General features: G+C 52.1%; 16 protein-coding genes. 13 read left to right on the top strand and 3 right to left on the bottom strand.

Annotated features, from left to right (window positions below):
• Nucleotides 1-227: 227 nt before the first annotated feature.
• On the top strand, nucleotides 228-2,102 hold the full coding sequence (argH, locus tag ACS18Q_RS13445; RefSeq protein ID WP_004728559.1) for an argininosuccinate lyase: 1,875 nt from the start codon (nucleotides 228-230) through the stop codon (nucleotides 2,100-2,102).
• Nucleotides 2,103-2,301: 199 nt separating this feature from the next.
• On the opposite strand, the gene ACS18Q_RS13440 is transcribed toward argH, so the two are convergent.
• Both ACS18Q_RS13440 and ACS18Q_RS13435 read right to left on the bottom strand, forming a co-directional pair.
• Entirely contained in the window at nucleotides 2,302-2,565 is a 264-nt protein-coding gene (locus ACS18Q_RS13440; protein WP_004728560.1) for a DUF3624 domain-containing protein, read from the bottom strand.
• A 123-nt stretch (nucleotides 2,566-2,688) separates the two neighbouring features.
• Nucleotides 2,689-3,423, bottom strand: coding sequence for a glutathione peroxidase (locus ACS18Q_RS13435; protein ID WP_004728561.1), 735 nt, complete (start codon nucleotides 3,421-3,423; stop codon nucleotides 2,689-2,691).
• A 143-nt stretch (nucleotides 3,424-3,566) separates the two neighbouring features.
• Here ACS18Q_RS13435 and oxyR point away from each other — a divergent pair, with 143 nt between their 5' ends.
• Nucleotides 3,567-4,463 carry a DNA-binding transcriptional regulator OxyR gene (gene oxyR, locus ACS18Q_RS13430; RefSeq protein ID WP_014204332.1) on the top strand — a complete coding sequence of 299 codons (897 nt, stop codon included), beginning with the start codon at nucleotides 3,567-3,569 and terminating at the stop codon, nucleotides 4,461-4,463.
• Nucleotides 4,464-4,549: 86 nt separating this feature from the next.
• Here the strand turns inward: oxyR and ACS18Q_RS13425 are convergent, their stop codons facing one another.
• Nucleotides 4,550-7,030, bottom strand: coding sequence for a penicillin-binding protein 1A (locus tag ACS18Q_RS13425; RefSeq protein WP_038152617.1), 2,481 nt, complete (start codon nucleotides 7,028-7,030; stop codon nucleotides 4,550-4,552).
• 144 nt (nucleotides 7,031-7,174) lie between these two features.
• Between ACS18Q_RS13425 and pilM the strand changes: the two genes are divergently transcribed.
• The 11 genes from pilM (at nucleotide 7,175) to ACS18Q_RS13370 (ending at nucleotide 17,394) form a co-directional block, all read left to right on the top strand.
• Nucleotides 7,175-8,179 (top strand): type IV pilus assembly protein PilM, encoded by a 1,005-nt coding sequence (gene pilM / locus ACS18Q_RS13420; RefSeq protein WP_441257156.1) that lies wholly within the window; start codon nucleotides 7,175-7,177, stop codon nucleotides 8,177-8,179.
• Nucleotides 8,169-8,759: a PilN domain-containing protein gene (locus ACS18Q_RS13415; RefSeq protein WP_441257155.1), complete on the top strand. Its 591-nt coding sequence runs from the start codon at nucleotides 8,169-8,171 to the stop codon at nucleotides 8,757-8,759. The genes pilM and ACS18Q_RS13415 overlap by 11 nt, the downstream gene beginning before the upstream one ends.
• The gene (locus ACS18Q_RS13410) at nucleotides 8,752-9,342 is read left to right on the top strand and encodes a type 4a pilus biogenesis protein PilO (RefSeq protein ID WP_232658224.1); all 591 of its coding nucleotides are present in this window, start codon (nucleotides 8,752-8,754) and stop codon (nucleotides 9,340-9,342) included. The genes ACS18Q_RS13415 and ACS18Q_RS13410 overlap by 8 nt, the downstream gene beginning before the upstream one ends.
• Nucleotides 9,332-9,844, top strand: coding sequence for a pilus assembly protein PilP (locus ACS18Q_RS13405; protein WP_143680276.1), 513 nt, complete (start codon nucleotides 9,332-9,334; stop codon nucleotides 9,842-9,844). Before ACS18Q_RS13410 ends, ACS18Q_RS13405 begins: the two co-directional genes overlap by 11 nt.
• A 24-nt stretch (nucleotides 9,845-9,868) precedes the next feature.
• On the top strand, nucleotides 9,869-11,593 hold the full coding sequence (locus ACS18Q_RS13400) for a type IV pilus secretin PilQ (protein WP_004728568.1): 1,725 nt from the start codon (nucleotides 9,869-9,871) through the stop codon (nucleotides 11,591-11,593).
• 187 nt (nucleotides 11,594-11,780) lie between these two features.
• Entirely contained in the window at nucleotides 11,781-12,299 is a 519-nt protein-coding gene (aroK, locus tag ACS18Q_RS13395) for a shikimate kinase AroK (protein ID WP_004728569.1), read from the top strand.
• A gap of 27 nt (nucleotides 12,300-12,326) precedes the next feature.
• The gene (aroB, locus tag ACS18Q_RS13390) at nucleotides 12,327-13,412 is read left to right on the top strand and encodes a 3-dehydroquinate synthase (protein ID WP_441257154.1); all 1,086 of its coding nucleotides are present in this window, start codon (nucleotides 12,327-12,329) and stop codon (nucleotides 13,410-13,412) included.
• Nucleotides 13,413-13,457: 45 nt separating this feature from the next.
• Nucleotides 13,458-14,954, top strand: a complete 1,497-nt coding sequence (locus ACS18Q_RS13385; protein ID WP_441257153.1) for an SPOR domain-containing protein — start codon at nucleotides 13,458-13,460, stop codon at nucleotides 14,952-14,954.
• Between the two features lie 94 nt (nucleotides 14,955-15,048).
• Complete coding sequence (locus ACS18Q_RS13380; RefSeq protein ID WP_055465832.1) at nucleotides 15,049-15,879, top strand: Dam family site-specific DNA-(adenine-N6)-methyltransferase; 831 nt, start codon at nucleotides 15,049-15,051, stop codon at nucleotides 15,877-15,879.
• Nucleotides 15,880-16,004: 125 nt separating this feature from the next.
• Nucleotides 16,005-16,676, top strand: coding sequence for a ribulose-phosphate 3-epimerase (rpe, locus tag ACS18Q_RS13375; protein ID WP_004728573.1), 672 nt, complete (start codon nucleotides 16,005-16,007; stop codon nucleotides 16,674-16,676).
• A 37-nt stretch (nucleotides 16,677-16,713) separates the two neighbouring features.
• A complete protein-coding gene (locus ACS18Q_RS13370; protein WP_014204341.1) occupies nucleotides 16,714-17,394 on the top strand; it encodes a phosphoglycolate phosphatase in 681 nt (226 codons plus the stop codon).
• Nucleotides 17,395-17,436 lie beyond the last annotated feature (42 nt).

The following is a 17,436-nucleotide window of genomic DNA, read 5'->3' as shown; positions in this document are numbered from 1 at the left end:
GCCACAAATAGAAAAGCCCGTTTGCTCTGCAAGCGGGCTTTGTTGTATCTGCGATAGTAAACGAGTCAGTCTTAAAATATTTACTGAATAACTATGTTTAAAAAGTGAATTTTTACTTTATTTTTTGTTCAACTTCCCGTAACTTTGACAAACACAATAAATCGCCTGATTCAGGTCGGATATCATACTAGCACAGCAAGTGATGAGTGAGCATTAGGAGACACGCAATGGCATTATGGGGCGGAAGATTTACCCAAGCGGCAGACACAAGATTCAAAGACTTTAATGATTCATTGCGCTTCGATTACCGATTGGCTGAGCAGGACATTGTGGGGTCCATTGCTTGGTCGAAAGCTTTGCTGTCTGTGAATGTGCTGAGCGAAGAAGAACAGCAAAAGCTGGAACTGGCGCTCAATGAACTCAAGCTAGAAGTGATGGAAGACCCCGAGCAGATTCTACTGTCGGATGCGGAAGACATTCACTCTTGGGTTGAGCAACAACTGATCAGCAAAGTCGGCGATTTAGGTAAAAAACTGCACACCGGCCGTTCGCGGAACGACCAAGTGGCCACCGACCTGAAATTGTGGTGTCGCCAGCAAGGTCAGCAACTGCTGATTGCACTAGATCGTCTGCAAAACAAAATGGTCGACGTGGCCAAAGCACATCAGGGCACCGTGCTACCGGGTTATACACACCTGCAACGGGCTCAGCCGGTGACATTTGCACACTGGTGCTTGGCGTATGTCGAAATGTTTGAGCGTGACTATTCTCGTTTGAGCGATGCGATTAAACGCCTCGATACATGCCCGCTGGGGTCTGGCGCGCTGGCTGGCACTGCGTACGCGATTGACCGTGAAAAACTGGCGCACTCGCTCGGCTTTCGTCGTGCGACCCGTAACTCACTCGATTCCGTATCGGACCGCGACCATGTGATGGAACTGATGACCACGGCGTCGATTTCGATGCTGCACTTGTCACGTCTGGCGGAAGACATGATCTTCTACAACTCCGGTGAATCAGGCTTTATTGAACTGGCAGATACCGTCACCTCGGGCTCGTCCTTGATGCCACAAAAGAAAAACCCGGATGCGCTGGAGCTGATTCGTGGTAAGACCGGTCGTGTGTATGGCTCACTGGCTGGTATGATGATGACCGTGAAGGCGCTGCCACTGGCGTACAACAAAGACATGCAAGAAGACAAAGAGGGGCTGTTTGACGCGCTCGACACTTGGAATGACTGTATGGAAATGGCGGCGCTGTGCTTTGAAGGGATCAAAGTCAACAACGCACGTACGTTGGAAGCCGCCAAACAAGGATACGCCAACGCCACTGAACTGGCAGATTACTTGGTGGCGAAAGGCATTCCATTCCGTGAAGCGCACCATATTGTTGGGGTTGCGGTCGTGGGTGCGATTGCCAAAGGCTGCGCACTGGAAGAGCTGTCACTGGAAGAGTTGAAAGCCTTCTCACCCGTGATTGAAAATGATGTGTATGCGATTTTGACCATTGAGTCGTGCTTGGAAAAACGGAGCGCTCTCGGCGGCGTGGCGCCACATCAAGTGGCCTACGCGGTGGAACAAGCAGAGAAACGCCTGTCTAAACGCGATGCGTCTTCAGTCAAAGTGCGTCCTGCGCGTCTGACCGACATTGAAACGTTGGAAGGCATGGTGACTTACTGGGCCAACATGGGCGAAAACCTGCCGCGTTCACGCAATGAAATCGTGCGCGATATCGGTTCGTTTGCGGTGGCGGAACACAATGGTGAAATCACCGGTTGTGCGTCACTTTATGTGTACGATTCCGGCTTAGCCGAGATTCGCTCACTCGGCGTGGAAGCGGGCTGGCAAGGACAAGGTCAGGGCACGGCCATCGTCGACTATCTGGTGAAAAAAGCGCGCCAAATGGCGATCAAGAAAGTGTTTGTGCTGACACGGACACCGGAGTTCTTTATGAAGCTGGACTTCATTCCGACCTCGAAAACGTTGCTGCCTGAAAAAGTACTGAAAGATTGCGAGCAGTGCCCGCGTCAACATGCGTGTGATGAAGTTGCGCTGGAAGTCAATTTGGATGAGCACCTGATCATTAAGGCCAGTGTTGCATAACCAATTGAATATTCAGTACTCGATTGAATGACTCAAAAAGATCGAAAAAAGATCGATTTTTTTGGGAACCAATAAGAGGAAGCTGGGTCTATATCTGTACCACTGCTTTTTCTTAGAAGAATCTAAGAGAGCCCTGAAACACGTTTCGTTTTGGGGCTTTTTTCTTTTCTGAGCCGCAATAAATCAAAGTCTTCGTGTTTCATCTATCGCGCTTATGATTACCTTGGCGTTGACGCCACGGCAGAATGACAAACTTCATCCACAAATGCAGAAACAGCAACGTGTTAAACGCAAAACCGGCCACGATCAAAGCGATCGATTGGATGCTGCGTGGATCGTCTCGAAATGCAAAATACCACACCACCCAGCACACCACCGACAACGTGGTGAGTTGATCCATGCAGCGCTGACAGCGGCCAATTTTTTTCCAGAACCAGTTTTCGCGGCAATCATGACACGCCATCGATTTTCGCCTCACAGGGATGATTGGATACGACACCGTTAGTATACGCAACCCAAACGCCAATGCGAACTCATCAATAGAGCGACGAAAAAAAGCCCCTGAATAGGGGCTATCGGCATGAAATTAGCGGTTGAGCAAGTGCGCTTCTAACTCTTCACTGCCACCAATGTGGCGTCCTCCGATGAAAACTTGTGGCACTGTGGTGCGGCCGGTAATGGCACGTAGGCTGACGCTAGTGGCATCTTTGCCCAGAATCACTTCTTCGTATTGCAGGCCAGCATCAATCAGGTTCTGCTTGGCTTTGGCACAGAACGGGCAACCGGGTTTGGTGAAGACGGTGATCGACTCTTGCGTCTTGTAGTCCGGGGCCAAGTAATTCAGCATGGTATCTGCGTCTGACACTTTGAATGGGTCACCTGGCTCATTGGGTTCAATGAACATTTTCTCGATGATGCCATCTTTGACCAGCATGCTGTAGCGCCATGAACGTTTGCCAAAACCGAGCTCTTTTTTATCAACCAGCAAGCCCATGCCATCGGTAAACTCACCGTTGCCATCAGGAATGAACTGAATGTGTTCTGCTTCCTGATCGTGTTTCCATGCATTCATCACGAAGGTGTCGTTGACGGATAAACACAGAATGCTATCGACGCCGTGCTCCTTGAATACCGGAAACAGCTCGTTGTAGCGAGGCAGGTGGCTGGATGAACACGTGGGTGTGAAAGCGCCCGGTAAACTGAATACGATGACGGTTTTGCCCTTGAACAACTCATCACTGGTCACGTTGACCCAAGCATCGCCTTGACGAATCGGAAACGTAACTTGTGGTACAGCTTGGCCTTCTTTTGATGCAAACATGATTTTTCCTTATAAATTTGAGAAATTCAGTTCAAGGGGATGGGTGCGCCCCGTTAAGTTGTGCCTATTATTGAAGAAAAACTTTGATAGCTCTAATCGTTTGATGTTATGGTTTTGATAGGTGCATTCTATCGAGGTACAAAATGAACATTCGAGATTTTGAATACTTGGTGGCCTTGGCTGAGCATAAACATTTTCGTAAAGCCGCAGAGGCTTGCTTTGTCAGTCAACCTACCTTAAGTGGTCAAATTCGTAAGCTGGAAGATGAATTGGGAACGGTACTTCTGGAGCGCAGCAGTCGCCGAGTCCTGTTCACAGATGCCGGATTGCAATTGGTGGATCAGGCCAAGCGGATTCTGAGTGAAGTCAAAACCTTCAAAGACATGGCGAGCGGCCAAAGTGGTGCCATGACAGGCCCGATGCATATCGGGTTTATTCCAACGTTGGGGCCGTATTTGCTGCCGCGCATTGTGCCGACGTTGAAAGAGCGCTTTCCCGAGCTGGAGCTTTACCTGCACGAAGCGCAAACGCATCAGCTGGTGCGTCAGTTGGAAGAGGGAAAACTCGATTGCTTGGTGTTGGCTTCGGTTGAAGAGACCGCGCCATTCAAAGAAATTGATATTTTCAACGAACCGATGAGCATCGCGGTGCCGTGTGGTCACGAATGGGCGGGGCGCAACGAAGTCGACATGCTGGAGCTGAACGGAAAAACCGTGCTCGCGCTGGGCGATGGGCACTGCTTGCGTGATCAAGCCTTGGGGTTCTGTTTTGCGGCAGGCGCTAAAGATGACGAACGTTTCAAAGCGACCAGCTTAGAGACGCTGCGCAATATGGTGGCGGCGGGCGCTGGCATCACGCTGTTACCACAATTGTCGTTGCCGGGCGAAAAAGAGAAAGATGGCGTGTGTTACATCAAAGCGGTCAATCCGGTGCCATCACGTCGTTTGGTGTTGGTCTACCGTCCCGGTTCGCCGCTGCGTCAACGATTTGAAAACCTCGCGGCATCCATGCAAGGTTGTTTGAGCGCGACACTGCATTAAGCGATAGGCGAGCGTCGCAATCAATAAAAACGAGCGCTAAAAAAAAGAGGCTGAAGATTCTTCAGCCTCTTTTTTCGTCCTTGTCATCAGAACAGCGATTCGTTGTCGTCGCTGGTGTAGATGCTGTTGGTACTTGATTCCGTCATGTACTCTTTCGGTTCAGTGCCATTGACGAAGTATTCAAACATGGAGCTGGAATCCAACTTATTGGTTAGCAGGCCACTGTCGCGATCGATACGCACGCGCACGATGTTGTCGGGGATCGCTTGCTCTTGATACGGCACGCCATCTAACGCCAGACCCATAAATTCAATCCAAGCTGGTTGCGCTGTTTTGGCTCCTGCTTCAGCGCCGGAGACATCGTCTTCAATCGCTGGGTTCGGTGTGGTGCGACCGAGGTTGCGACTGTGCTCGTCAAAGCCGACCCAAGCGGTGGCCACAATGCCCGGACCATAACCGTTGTACCACGCATCTTTTGAATCGTTGGTGGTCCCGGTTTTACCGCCGATATCACGACGTTTCAACGCTTGCGCGCGCCAACCTGTGCCGTTCCAACCGGTGCCTTCACGCCAGTCTCCGCCGCCCCAGATGTTGCTGTACATCATCTGGCGCACCAAGAATGCGTTCTGCTCGGAAATCACTTTCGGGGCGTATGGCGCATCGACATCTTGCTCTTCAATGCCATTGCTCAGCGTGGTGGTGCACTCGCTGTGGCACACCGCTTTCGGAGTTGCCGCAAATTCAGCGTCGCCGTAAGGCCCTTCCACTTTGCTGATGTAGAACGGTTCCACATAGTAACCGCCGTTGGCAAACACGGAATACCCTTGCGCCATTTTCACCGGCGTTAAACTGCCTGCACCCAGTGCAATGGTTTCGGAACGGGGCAGTTGGTTGAGGTTAAAGCCAAAACGAGTCAGGTACTGACGCGCATCGTCAAGGCCCACTTCACGCAGCACCCGTACCGCCATGACGTTTTTCGATTGTGCCAAACCAATGCGTACGCGGGTGGGGCCTGCGTAAGTTGGTGGTGAGTTCTTTGGACGCCATGCGGTGCCTTGGCTCTCATCCCATTGGTTGATGGGCGCGTCGTTGATCAGGGATGCCAGCGTCAGCCCTTTGTCCAATGCCGCCGAATAGATAAACGGTTTGATACTCGAACCCACTTGGCGCACCGACTGAGTCGCACGGTTAAATTTGTTGTGGACGAAGTTGAAGCCACCCACCAGTGCCAGTACGGCGCCGTTTTCTGGATTCATCGCCACAAAGGCCGTTTGTGCATTCGGTACTTGGCTCAGTTTCCAGTGCTGTTCCTCTGCGCCGCTGTCGTGTAACTGACGTACCCACACTTGTTCGCCGACGGCCAAAATGTCCGCTGCTTTGTTAGGCACTGGCCCTTGACGTTCATCCGTAATGAAGCGACGTGCCCAGTTCATGTCATCCCAAGCGATGGTTTGCAGACCGGTATTTTTCACCCACACCTGGGCCGACTTGCTGTCAACCTTCATCACCACAGCTGGGAAGAGGTCGTTGTACGTCGGTTCATTGCGCAGGTGGTTGCTGATTTTCTCTTCATCCCAAGCGGCTTGTCCTGATTTCCACAGCTCTTTTTCTGCGCCGCGGAAGCCGTGGCGTTCGTCGTAAGCCAGCAGGTTATCGAGGGCTGCTTTGTTGGCCGCCCGTTGCAGTTTGGAATCAACCGTGGTGTAGACGTTCATGCCGGAGGTGTACGCATCTTCGCCGTAACGATCAATCATCCAAGCGCGAGCGATTTCAGCCACGTAAGGCGCGCTGAGTTCAATTTCTGCGCCGTGGAAACGCGAGTCGAGTTGCTCGTTGCGCGCTTCATCATACTGTGCCTGCGTGATGTATTTTTCGTTGAGCATACGCAGCAGCACCACGTTTCGACGGTTCGTCGCACGCTCAACGGAATAGATAGGGTTCATGGTGGATGGGGCTTTTGGCAAGCCAGCAATCATCGCAATTTCACCCAAGGTCAGGTCTTTCACTTCTTTGCCGAAGTAGGCCTGAGCCGCAGCGCCAACCCCGTAAGAACGGTAGCCGAGGTAAATCTTGTTGAGGTAGAGCTCAAGAATCTCGTCTTTGGTCAGCAGTTGTTCGATGTGAACGGCGATAAAAATCTCTTTGATTTTTCGCATGATCTTCTTCTCGTTTGAGAGGAAGAAGTTACGCGCAAGCTGTTGCGTGATGGTACTGGCGCCTTGCGACGCACTGCCAGAAGCTAACACGGCAAATGCAGCGCGCGTGATACCGATGGGGTCAAAACCATAATGTTCGTAAAAACGGGAGTCTTCGGTTGCGATGACCGCTTCGAGCAGCTCTTTTGGCATTTCGTCGAGTTTCAGCGGAATACGACGTTTTTCCCCAAACTGAGCAATCAGTTTGCCGTCCTGACTAAAAACTTGCATTGGCGTTTGCAACTGCACGTCACGCAGTGTCGCCACATCTGGGAGATCAGACTTCACATAGAAGTAGAAGCCAAAGATTGTAGTGACTCCAAGAATAATGCAAATCAATGAAAATACTAATAAACGCTTTATGAACTTCACCGGAGAATCCCTGTTTAGTAGAGGCTGCCCTAATGCAAACCCCTGTACTCTAGACTAAAAACGCAGCACTTAAAAATGTCGCGTGACTATTTTTCACATAAATAAATGTGCTGCCATTGCGTGTAGCCACCGGAGTACGTGGGCATGGGTAAATCATTAGTTACAGGTGTCGATATCGGCCACCACAGTATTAAAGCGGTGGTTTTAAAACCGAAGGGCGAATCGTATTCGCTGGTCGGCTACCAAGAAATAGTCGTATCCGACGATATTTTCGCTGATAACCACACGCTGGATTATCAGAAAATTGTAAAGAAACTCAAAGAACTAAAAAAGGGATTACCGTTATTTAGTCGCAAAGTTGCGCTGGCTGTGCCGGATAACGCGGTAATAAGTAAGGTATTACAGATAGATAGCGATTTAGATGCCAGCGAACAAGAATTTGCTGTCTATCAGGCGTTTTCCCATCAATCGCCGTTTCCCATCGATGATCTGAGTTTGGATTTCGTACCAAGCGGCGATAACCCCGCCGGGCGCAGCACCAATACCCTGTATCAAGTGTACGCCACGCGACGCGAAGTGGTCGATAACCGATTAGCGGTGGCGAGCAAAGCGGGATTTGAGCCGCTGCTGCTCGATGTGCAGGTGCATGGGTTGCTCCAGATTTGGCAATGGGTGAGTCGCGCGCAGCAGCGCGACGATTGGATGCTGGTGGACGTCGGGCTGACGCAAACCACGTTATGCATGAATTTCGCCGATAAAGCGCCCTTCTATAAAGACATTCCGCTGGGAACGCGTCAATGGCATGCCGACCCCACGCCCCATCCTGTGCCGCTGAGCGAGCCACCGATGGCTGGAGTCAATGAGCTAGTTGAACGAATTGCGCGCCAAGTGCAACTGCTGTTGTCCTTGCAGGGCCATCAAGCGCTGGGCGGGATTTGGCTGTCGGGCGGTGGGGCGACGACTGAAGGCCTCAGCGCGGCTTTGGCTGCGCGACTGAATCTGCCGTGTGAACTGTTTCATCCGCTGACGGGATTTGTGACGCGCCGCCGCATGCGAGCGCGTGTGCCTGACGATCTGCAACGCTTTAGTACGGCGGCCGGCTTGGCGCTGCGCGGACTCAACTGGTTGGAGCGTGACCATGGTGCATGACATCAATTTAATGCCGTGGCGAGAAGCGCGGCGCGAAGCCCATAAACGCCGTTTTGCCGGTTTGTGTGTGCTGGCGGTGCTGGCCGCGTTGGGACTGCAATGGGGCGCAGGAGCGTATATCGACCGTCAAACGCAAGCGCAGCAGCAACGGCTGGATTTTCTCAACCAACACATTCGTGACTTAGACAGCCAAATTGCGGCGCTGAAGGTGACTGAGCAAGAGCATAAAGCGCTGCTGACCCGCTTGTCGGTGGTGGAGTCGTTGCAGCAGAAACGCAACAAGACCACTGAGTTCATGAACTTGATGCCCCAACTGATCCCGGAAGGCGTCTACGTCGACAAAATCAAAATGAACGGTCAGGAAATTGAGCTGAGTGGTATCAGCGACAGCACCGCGCGGCTGGCAACCATGCTCGATAATTTGGAGAAATCCGACCAACTGTCTGAGGTCGGCATGCATTCGATTGTGGCGGGTAACCGTCGGTTTGGTAAGCAATTTCAGAGTTTTAAAGTGTCGTTCTTGTTCCACGCTTCGTCGCAGCAAGCGGTGAGTGCTGATACCGGAGGTGCCCATGGCTAACGTACACGATCTGGAACTGGACGAAATCAGCGAATGGCCGTTGGTGGCTCAATTGGTCGCTTTGGTGTTGCTGGTGTTGGTGTTGCAGGGCGCGGGATACTGGTTTTATTTGCAGCCTAAACAAGACACATTGGCCGCACGCAAGCAGCAAGAACAAACGCTGAAGTCGACGATTCGAATCAAAGCCAGCAAAGTCGCGACATTGCCGAAGCTCAAGATTCAGCTGGATGAACTGGCACAGCGGTACGACTTCCTGTTGCGTCAGTTGCCGGTGCAAAAAGAGCTCGCCAGCATGTTGGCGTCGGTGAACGAGTTGGGGCTCGACAACAGTCTGACCTTTACTCGCATCGACTGGGGAGAAAAGCAAAATCAGCAATTTCTCTATCGGCTGCCGCTCAATATCGAATTGACCGGTAATTATCACGACATCGGCGATTTTTCTGAAGCGATCGCGCGTCTACCGCGCATCATTAATTTTGACGACGTTGACTGGCAGCGCGTCAGCCAAGAGAGCAGCACGCTCCATTTCCGCGTTCGCGCCTATACCTATCAGTTCAAACCGGAGGTCAGTGATGAACAGTAAATGGTGCGGGTGTTTGCTCCTGACGCTTCTGGGCGGCTGCAAAGCCAATCAAGAGTCCTTGACGGATTACCTAGCGACGGTGGAACGGCAGGCTCAGCGCGATGTCGCGGTGCTGGCGCCCGTGGTGCAATTTGAGGTGTTTGCTTACACCCAGCAGCAGGGTCGCGAGCCGTTTGTACTGCCACAAGAAGCCTTAGTGCAAAACCAACCGGTGGTGAAAGCCAACTGTTGGCAACCGACGGCGCGGCACAAAAGTGGCGTGTTGGAGCGCTATCCGCTCAGTCAATTGCACCTGAAAGGCGTGATGAGCAGTGGTGGTGCCGTTTCAGCGTTGGTGCAAACGCCGCAAGGTTCAGTCATGAAAATTAAAGCAGGACAGTACCTAGGATTAAACAACGGCCGGGTGACCCGCGTGGCAGACGATTATCTGCTGATCAAAGAGACCCTGCCGGATGGATTGGGATGTTGGAACCAACGCAACGTTAAATTGGCTTTGAAATAAAATTTTGAGTTTAGAGACATAACTATGATTAAAGGACTAAATGCCTCCACGGCTTGGGGAATACGTTGTCTGTTTGTGGGCGTATGCCTGCTGTTATCGGCCGCCACATTAGCCCAGGAAGCGGCGGCCAATCAGCTGAAAAATATCGACTTTCGCATCAATAAAGACAAAGCGGCGGTGTTGATTGTCGAACTGGCGTCGGCTTCTGCGGTGGTGGATGTGCAGAAAACGGAGCAAGGATTGACGATCGAATTGCTTAAAACCGATGTTAGCGATGACAAACTGTATTTGGTGGACGTGCGCGATTTTGCCACGGCGGTGGAAAACATCGAAGTGTTTCGCCAGCAACCGAGCACGGTGCTGGTGGCGACGGTGCAAGGGGCATTCAATTACGAATACAGCCTGAAAGGCAATTACTTGGAGGTGGTGATCAGCAAAGTCAGTGCGCAAGAACCGCAACCGAAAAGTGTCTTAGAAAAAGAGGGCAAGCTGATTTCGATTAACTTCCAAGACATTCCCGTGCGCAACGTGCTGCAGCTCATCGCCGACTACAACCAGTTCAACTTGGTGGTCTCCGATTCCGTCAGCGGCAACTTGACATTGCGCCTCGATGGCGTGCCGTGGCAACAAGTGCTGGATATCATTTTACAAGTCAAAGGGCTGGACAAACGGGTCGATGGCAACGTCATTCTGGTGGCGCCCAAAGAGGAGCTGGACCGACGCGAGCAGCAGCAATTGGAAAAAGCGCGCATGGCGGAAGAGCTGGGCGATCTGCAATCGGAAATCATCAAAATCAATTTCGCCAAGGCATCCGACATTGCACAGATGATTGGCGGCGATGGGGCGGTGAACATGTTGTCAGAGCGTGGCTCCATCAGTATTGATGAGCGTACCAACGCCTTGCTACTGCGCGAGCTGCCCGACAACATTCACGTGATCCGCGACATCGTGGCTTCACTCGACATTCCGGTCAAACAAGTGCAAATCGAAGCGCGCATCGTCACGGTGAATGAGGGCGATTTGGATGAGCTTGGCGTGCGCTGGGGCTTTAGTTCCACCAACGGGAGCACCACCACCGGGGGCTCGATTGAAAGTAATCTCGGTGCCATTGGGTTGTATGACGGCAGCAGTGATTCAGGCGATGGCGCCGCGATTGATGATTTCCTCAATGTGAACCTTGCCGCCACCTCCGCCAATGCATCCAGTATTGCGTTTCAAGTCGCCAAGCTGGGCGCTGACACCTTACTTGATCTTGAATTGTCGGCGATGCAGCGCGAGTCGAAAGCGGAAATTATTTCCAGCCCAAGGCTGATCACCACCAACAAACAGCCGGCTTACATTGAACAGGGGACGGAAATCCCTTATCTCGAATCGTCCTCCAGTGGCGCAACCAGCGTGGCATTTAAAAAAGCGGTCCTCAGCCTCAAAGTGACCCCGCAAATCACGCCTGACAACCGTTTGGTGCTCGATTTGAGCGTCACCCAAGACCGACCGGGTGAAGTGGTGAAAACGGGCACGGGCGAAGCGGTGGCGATTAACACGCAGCGTATTGGGACCCAAGTGTTAGTTAATAACGGTGAAACCGTGGTGCTGGGCGGCATTTTTCAACACAGCGTGACCAGTTCTGTGGACAAAGTGCCCTTGCTTGGGGACTTGCCATTACTGGGCGCGCTGTTCCGTCGCAGCTACGAACAGATGGGGAAAAGTGAGCTATTGATCTTCGTCACGCCGAAAGTTGTGATTCAGTAACTTATCGTCATAATTGTCAGGCAGACAAAATTAAAGTTGCATTAGTGGCACCATATCTAGATAATTTCGGGTCTTATCACGAAATATCTGTGAGGAATAGGTGCCACAAGCATTCCTATCGCTGACGGCTGTCTGGCGTAACCTTGTGGCGATGTCATTGAATTAACGTTGTAAATTACTGCTAAACATGGCTGAAAAACGCAATATTTTCCTTGTTGGCCCGATGGGCGCCGGCAAAAGCACAATTGGTAGACACCTGGCTCAACAACTGCATATGGAGTTTGTCGACTCTGATACAGTGATTGAAGAGCGCACAGGTGCAGATATCGCATGGGTCTTTGACGTCGAAGGTGAAGAAGGCTTCCGCAAACGCGAAGAAGCGGTCATTAATGATCTCACCGAAGAGCAAGGTATTGTTCTTGCCACGGGTGGTGGTTCTGTGAAGAGCAAAGAGAACCGCAACCGTCTATCTGCACGTGGTATTGTTGTTTACCTTGAAACGACCATTGAAAAACAACTGGCGCGCACTAACCGCGACAAGAAACGCCCGTTGCTGCAAACCGACAATCCGCGTGAAGTGCTCGAAACACTCGCGGGTGAGCGTAACCCTCTGTATGAAGAAATTGCAGATATTACGGTACGCACAGACGATCAAAGTGCAAAAGTGGTAGCCAACCAGATCGTAAAAATGCTAGAAGAACATTAAGTTGTTCTTTTACTTGGAGTACGAACCATGGAACGGATTACGGTCAGTTTAGATGAGCGTAGCTACCCAATCTCAATTGGTGCCGGATTATTTAATGATCCGGCTCTTCTTTCTTTATCAGCAAAACAAAAGGTTCTGATCATCACCAATCATACAGTGGCTCCGCTGTATGCTGATCGGATCACGGCTTTGCTCGATCAAAAAGGCTGTCAGTCTGCGGTGTTAGAACTGCCTGACGGTGAAAAATACAAAAGCCTCGATACCTTCAATAGGGTCATGAGCTACCTGCTCGAGCACAATTACAGCCGCGATGTGGTGATTATTGCTCTCGGTGGTGGCGTGATCGGTGACTTGGTGGGCTTTGCTGCGGCATGTTATCAACGTGGCGTCGATTTCATTCAGATACCGACCACCTTGCTGTCTCAGGTGGATTCGTCCGTTGGGGGAAAAACCGCGGTCAATCACCCTCTGGGCAAAAACATGATTGGTGCATTCTACCAACCCAAAGCCGTCATCATCGACACCGATTGTTTGTCGACGTTGCCTGAACGCGAATTTGCCGCGGGGATGGCGGAAGTGATCAAATACGGCATCATTTACGATCACGACTTCTTTGTGTGGCTGGAACAGAACATGGACTCGCTCTATGCGCTGGACAAGCACGCGCTCTCTTATGCGATCGCACGTTGCTGTCAGATCAAAGCGGAAGTGGTGGCGCAAGATGAAAAAGAAGCCGGTATTCGTGCGTTGTTGAACCTAGGTCATACATTTGGTCATGCGATCGAAGCGGAACTGGGTTATGGTAATTGGCTACACGGTGAAGCCGTGGCAGCAGGCACAGTGATGGCGGCGAAAACCGCTCAGCTTCAAGGGCTTATCTCTCAAGATCAACTGGATCGCATTCTCGCGATTCTGCAAAAAGCCAATCTGCCGGTGCATACGCCAGACAGCATGTCGTTCCACGATTTCATGAAACACATGATGCGCGATAAAAAAGTGCTGGCGGGTGAGCTACGCTTGGTATTACCGACCAGCATTGGGACCGCCGATGTGGTGAAAGGGGTACCGGAAGCGGTGATTGAACAGGCGATCGACTACTGCCGTACGGTGTAATGCGAATTTTTTCAGTGTGACCACTGATTGTCATTAGGAATCTCCATGAGTTTGGCACATGAGTTGACGTTGGATTCTCAGGTCGAGTTGCTTGAACGCTTGCAGCTGCTGACCCGCTTTGGCTCCAACTTCGTCAATGTGGTCGGTCCGTTGGGGGCCGGAAAATCCTGGTTGGCTCAACGTTATCTGGAACATTGGGCAGACGATAAAAACCAGTCGCTCTTGATGTGCCATCCGAATCAGGATGACGAACAGCGCCGCACCACGTTGTTGACGCAACTGGTGTCGGAGCCGCTGTTCAATCCGAAAGATGCTTTGGTCGAAAGTTTCTCCCGCCTATTTGAAGACAGCAGCTGCGACATCGTGGTGGTGGTGGATGATGCCCATCTGCTCACGGACACCATGGTGTCTGAATTGTGGATGTGGGTGCTGGAAGCGCAAAGCAATCCGCGCTGGACGGTGAACGTTGTGCTGTTTGCGCAGTCCAACAGCTTGGACGCACTGCTGACTCGCCTGAGTTATGGCCAGGATTTGAAACCGGTGGACCTCGAAATTGAGGCGCTTTCACCAGATGAGTCCGACCGGCTGTTTGAACAGCGCGTCATGCGTTATGTGGAAGACGAGATGGAACGTCAGGTGCGTAACGCCTACAAGAAAGTGAAACCGTTACCGGGAGAGATTATGGCACTCGCAGATCAGAAAATGGAAAAACGCATTGTGATTCGTTCTATCATCGGTTCGCCGTTGAAGATTACGTTACTGGTGCTGATTCTGTTGCTCCTGATCGGCGGCGGTTACTGGTGGATGCTCTCGCAACCTTCCCCAAATGAAAAAACGCAGCGTTTGACACAAACGGCTGATCAAACGGCCATTCCGACGTTGAGCGTGTCGAGCGGCGCGGCCACCAAGATGGATTCGGTGCTATCGACGGTCAGCTCGCAACCTGATCAAGCGGAAGATGACTCGTCGGCACTCCCGCCAGATGTGAAAGAATCTACTGAAGGCGTGGGGCAAGCCGACAGCGATCAACAGCGTGTGGTGATTACCTCCGATGTGGTTGATGCGCTGCTGGAAGGCAAAGCGCAACCTTCGAATACCCAAGTGCTGGATGAGGTTGTGGCCGCTGCGCCGTCAGCACAAACGACGGATGGCGCGTTGCAAACGGCGGTAGAAGCACCACAGCCTGCGTTAGAGCAACCGAGTGCGGAGGCGCAAACGCCACCGTCGTCGCCCATCACGTTCTCATTTGGCCGAGACGAGCTGAAAGCGATGTCGCCACGCAGCTACACGTTGCAACTCGCGGCGGTCAACTCGCTGGCCGAAGTGCAGACGTTCATTGAGCGGCATCAGTTGCAAGGCCAAGTGAATGTTTACCCGACACTGCGCAACGACGTCGAGTGGTACATCATCACCTACAGCAATTACCCCACCATTCAGATGGCGCGTGATGCGGTGGAAACACTGCCCAAAGCGCTACAAGCGATGGGGCCGTGGGCCAAATCACTCAGTCAGGTGCAGCGAGAAATTGAGCGTGGCCAGTAAGGCTGCGCCATTCGGTGCCTTTTACGTTGGGTCTGGTCTGAAAATGTGTTACATTCCGCAGCCTTATTTTTTCGGTGATTGATTAGAGCAGTAGATGAAAAAGCAGCGTGCCTTTCTGAAATGGGCGGGGGGAAAGTTTGGCCTCGTCGAAGATATTCAACGCCACCTGCCACCGGCTGATGAACTGGTTGAACCGTTTGTCGGCGCTGGGTCTATCTTTCTCAACACTGAGTTTAAGCATTACTTGCTGGCGGATATCAATCCGGACCTGATCAATCTCTACAATCTGCTCAAAGAGCGTCCAAACGATTATATCGACGAAGCCCGACGCTGGTTTACGCCGGAAAACAATCGCAAAGAAGCGTACCTGTCGATTCGTCAGCAGTTTAATCAGACCGACGATGTCATGTACCGCTCGCTGGCCTTTTTATACATGAACCGTTTTGGTTTTAATGGCCTGTGCCGTTACAACAAAAAAGGCGGCTTCAATGTGCCGTTCGGTTCGTACAAAAAGCCTTATTTCCCGCAAGCGGAACTGGAATTCTTTGCCGAAAAAGCGCAGCGCGCGACCTTTATCTGCACGGGGTACGACGAAACATTCCGCCGCGCGGCAGCCAGCAGCGTGGTGTATTGCGATCCCCCGTACGCGCCGCTCTCCTCCACGGCGAACTTTACCTCATACGCAGGCAATGGCTTTACGCTTGATGACCAAGCGGCGCTGGCCGATATCGCTGAAAAAACCGCAACAGAACGTGGCATTCCGGTGCTGATTTCTAACCACGACACCATTTTGACCCGCCGTTTGTATCATGGCGCGCAGCTCAACGTGGTGAAAGTGAAGCGTACCATCAGCCGCAACGGCGCGGGCCGCAATAAGGTCGACGAACTGCTGGCGCTGTTTAGTCCGGTTCAACAGGATTTGTAATCACTGGCGCCGAATGTGCAGATTTGCCAGTTGGCTTGGCCCTTGGCGCTAGGATCTCTCTGCTCCCTTAGGTAGAATGTCGAACACAAACTGTTCACTCCATTCCATCGCCTAAGAGGTCAGGTATGAAAGATTTTCTCATTGCGCCATCCATTCTCTCTGCAGATTTTGCCCGTCTCGGGGAAGACGTCGAAAAAGTGCTCGCGGCGGGTGCCGACGTGGTTCACTTTGACGTGATGGACAACCACTACGTACCTAATCTGACGTTTGGCGCGCCGATTTGTAAAGCGCTGCGCGATTACGGCATTACCGCACCAATCGACGTGCACCTGATGGTCAAACCGGTCGATCGCATCATTCCTGATTTCGCCAAAGCGGGCGCCTCAATGATCACCTTCCATGTGGAAGCGTCGGAGCACGTGGATCGCACACTGCAACTGATCAAAGAGCACGGCTGCAAAGCGGGCGTGGTGCTCAACCCCGCAACATCACTCAGCCACCTTGATTACATCATGGACAAAGTCGATATGATTTTGCTGATGTCGGTCAACCCGGGCTTTGGCGGCCAGTCATTCATTCCGCACACGCTGGATAAACTGCGCGCAGTGCGCAAGCTGATTGACGACAGCGGCCGTGACATTCGTCTGGAAATCGACGGTGGTGTGAAAGTGGACAACATTCGCGAAATCGCAGCCGCTGGTGCGGATATGTTTGTTGCAGGCTCCGCGATTTTCGGTCAGCCCGATTACAAAGCGGTGATCGATGCGATGCGTGCCGAACTGGCACACGTTGAATAACGCGATCCCATCATTTGAAAGCTTTAGGAAGATTGTTTTGAACCAAATTAAGTTGATCGCTTTTGATCTCGACGGCACGCTGCTCGACAGTGTGCCAGACTTGGCGGTTGCCGCCGATCAAGCGGTGCGCGCCATGGGATTCCCGGGCGTGACAGAACTGCAAGTACGTGATTATGTCGGCAACGGTGCTGATGTGTTGATTGCGCGTTCATTAAGTCACAGCTTGACGATTGATCCGTCATTGAGCGACGAAGTGCGCAGCCAAGCGCGCGTGTTGTTTGATGAGTTTTATGAGCAAACCGGCCACAAACTGAGTCATTTGTACCCCAACGTGAAAGAGACGCTGGCGCAGCTGCACCGCGCGGGCTTTACGCTGGCGTTGGTGACCAACAAACCGTCGAAGTTTGTGCCGCACGTGTTGGCGCAACACGGCATTGATGGCTTTTTTAGCGACGTGATTGGCGGTGATACCTTCCCGAATAAAAAACCGGATCCGATGGCACTCAACTGGCTGCTGGACAAACATCACCTCAGCGCCAGCGAAATGCTGATGGTCGGCGATTCTAAGAACGACATTCTGGCGGCGAAAAATGCCGGCTGTGCGTCGTTTGGTCTGACTTACGGATACAACCACGGTGAGCCTATCGCGGCATCTGAGCCGAATGTGGTCGCCGATAACATCGCGCAATTGCTCGATGTTGTGCTCGTTTCTGCGTAAAAGACGTCAATCTTCGCTGGCAAAATACTTGTTAATGAGTAC

Origin of the sequence: Vibrio sp. Vf1514, assembly GCF_052076135.1 — a bacterium.
Taxonomy (GTDB): Bacteria; Pseudomonadota; Gammaproteobacteria; order Enterobacterales; family Vibrionaceae; genus Vibrio; species Vibrio furnissii.
This window is presented reverse-complemented; position numbering and strand designations above follow the sequence as displayed.